Below are 2642 nucleotides of genomic sequence, written 5' to 3' on the forward strand. Positions count from 1 at the left end.
TGGTCATCGGTGCGCGAATCCGTTCGCGCGAGAATCAGCCGAATGCGCGGCGCCGGGCCAATGCGGTTGCCGACTGGGGAATCTCCTGGGGTTGCGGCATTCCGGTCGCCGATACGCAAAGTGGACAACGATACTATCCGCGCAAAGTCATGCAGCTGGTCGATCTGCCTGCCCAGGGCTTTGTGTTCGAGGCGGCAATCCTGATTGCCGCCGTTCGCGAGCTCGGATTCGGCGTGGTCTCGATTCCCATCGATACGCGCTATAGCGGTGAGTTCCGCCTCAGCCACTTCCGCCCGGTGCGCGATGTGACCCTGATCACTCTGTACACGATCGGTCAAGTCATTCGCTACGGCCACGTGATCGACAGCTATCGGCGCTCGCATTCAAAGCCGCCGCTGGTATTTGATCCCGTCTCCAGCGACTGACCCAGCCCATGCCATTGATGACGACGCTTTCATCGCAATGCCCCTCCTCTGGCTCTTACCCGGCTGATTTTCATTCTGCTGGGTGGATTGCCTGCCCACCCAAGCGGATTTCTCCATGAGCCTGTCTACGCAACATGATGTCGTGATTCTCGGCGGCGGCCTCGCCGGCCTCAGCCTGGCCCTGCAATTGCGTCAGCGTTTCGAAAATCTCGATATCGTCGTACTCGAACGCAACGCGCATCCACTGCCGATCGCCGCACACAAGGTCGGCGAATCCAAAGTCGAAATCGGCGCGCACTACTTCGCCGAGACGCTTGGCCTGCGCGAGCACTTCGACGAAATCCACATCCGCAAGTTCGGCTTTCGGTTCTTCTGGTCGGAAGGGCGCCGTGATCTCGAAAACGTGACTGAACTCGGCGTCAGTTCGGTGATGCCGACGCCGACCTGGCAACTGGATCGCGGCATCCTCGAAAACCATCTCGGTGAACTCGTGCGCTCACGAGGCATCACCTTCCACGACGCCAGCGTCGTGCGCAAAGTCGAACTTGACCAGGGTGGCAAGCCACACACGGTCGAAGCACTGGTGGGTGATGCCGAGCAGACCTTCACCTCAACCTGGGTCATCGATGCCAGCGGACGTGCCGGCATTATCAAGCGCAAGCTCGATCTCGCCGAAAGCAGCGGCCACGAAGGCAATGCTGTCTGGTTCCGCATCGATGCCAAACTGGCCGTCGATGACTGGTGCGCCGATAGCGACTGGGGTGATCGATGCGAACCGCGTGACGAACGTTGGCGCTCGACCAATCACCTGTGTGGCCCGGGCTACTGGGTCTGGCTGATACCGCTCGGCTCGGGGGCGCATTCCGTCGGCATCGTCTGCGATGCGAAAATGCATCTAATTGAAACAATGAACACGTTCGAGCGCGCGCTCGAATGGCTGCACGAGCATCAGCCACTGGTCGCCAGGGCCTGCGAAGCCGAGCGCGACAAGCTCATGGATTTTCGCTTCCTGCGCGGCTATTCCTACAGCAGCAAGCAGGTGTTCTCGGGTGATCGCTGGGCATTGACTGGAGAAGCCGGCGTATTCCTCGATCCATTCTATTCACCGGGCAGCGACTTCATCGCAATCAGCAACACCTACATTTGCGAAATGATCGCACTGGAACGCGCAGGCAAGCCGCTGGGGCCTTACGCGCGCATTTACGAGCAGCTTTTCTTCTCGTTTTTCAGCAACACCTTGAGCATGTATCGCGACCAGTACCCGATTTTCGGCGATGCCGAAGTGATGTCGATCAAAGTGGTCTGGGATTACACCTACTATTGGGGCGTGCTCTGCCAGCTCGTGTTCCAGAATCGGTTGACCGACATCGCCCTGCTTGGCGAGGTGCAAAACGAACTGGCCGAAGCCGCCCAACTCAATCGCGACATGCAGGCATTTTTCAATCGCTGGGCGCAACTCAGTCCACGACCGAACCCTGCAGTCATGCTCGATCAGATGGATCTCGAATGGTTCGTCGGCATGAACGCGACCCTGCACGACAAACTCGATGACCTGGAAGTACGCGAACGCCTGCGCGGCAATGTCAGCTTGATGCGTGACTTGTCAGCAACCATCGTCGCCCGCGCCCAAGCCGCATGCCCAAGCCTCGATGCCGCCGGCCTGACCGCAGCACAACGACCGGCAACGCCCTTGTTCGCCTGAAGCGCGAGCAGAGCAACGCTGATCAAGCGGCACAAGCAAAACACAATTCGCCGCAAGCCCAAAAAGCCCCGTCAACGACGAGGCTTTTCGCTCAATACGCGAGAGCGCTCAGCCAGCAACCTCAGCACCACATTTCCCCGTCGCCCCTGCGCAAAAGGTGGCCAGTGCCACCAACAACCTCAGCACCAAAAACCCCCGTCGCCCCTGCGCAGGCAGGGGCCCAGCGCCCCATCGCTTTCTTTGGCTCCGGCACCAAATCAAAAGCCAAGCAAAGGCACTGGCTGACGCGCCGCTCCTGCGGCTTGCCCTTCGGGCCATTCGCGTTGCGAATGTTCGCTTCGGCCTCCTGCCTCCGCGGTCCTGCCTGCGCAGGAACGAGTGCGCCCGTGAGGGCGTCGTATCAGCGCGGTGTAAATCCGCGTCGGGGCAAGCCACAGGCCTCGTAGTTGAAGGTAACTGCGTCGCTGAGAGGCGGGGTGGAGAGCAACCGGAAGCGAACTGATGGTCCGTAGTAA

Annotated in this window: 1 protein-coding gene and 1 pseudogene; both read left to right on the forward strand. The window is 60.0% G+C overall.

The window, feature by feature from the left end:
- A pseudogene (locus VFN25_RS05985) lies at positions 1-425 on the forward strand (glycosyltransferase family 2 protein); the annotation flags it as partial.
- A 115-nt stretch (positions 426-540) separates the two neighbouring features.
- Positions 541-2127 carry an NAD(P)/FAD-dependent oxidoreductase gene (locus tag VFN25_RS05990; RefSeq protein ID WP_325139839.1) on the forward strand — a complete coding sequence of 529 codons (1587 nt, stop codon included), beginning with the start codon at positions 541-543 and terminating at the stop codon, positions 2125-2127.
- Positions 2128-2642: the final 515 nt, after the last annotated feature.

Source organism: Dokdonella sp. (assembly GCF_035703485.1).
In the GTDB taxonomy this organism is placed as follows: domain Bacteria; phylum Pseudomonadota; class Gammaproteobacteria; order Xanthomonadales; family Rhodanobacteraceae; genus Dokdonella.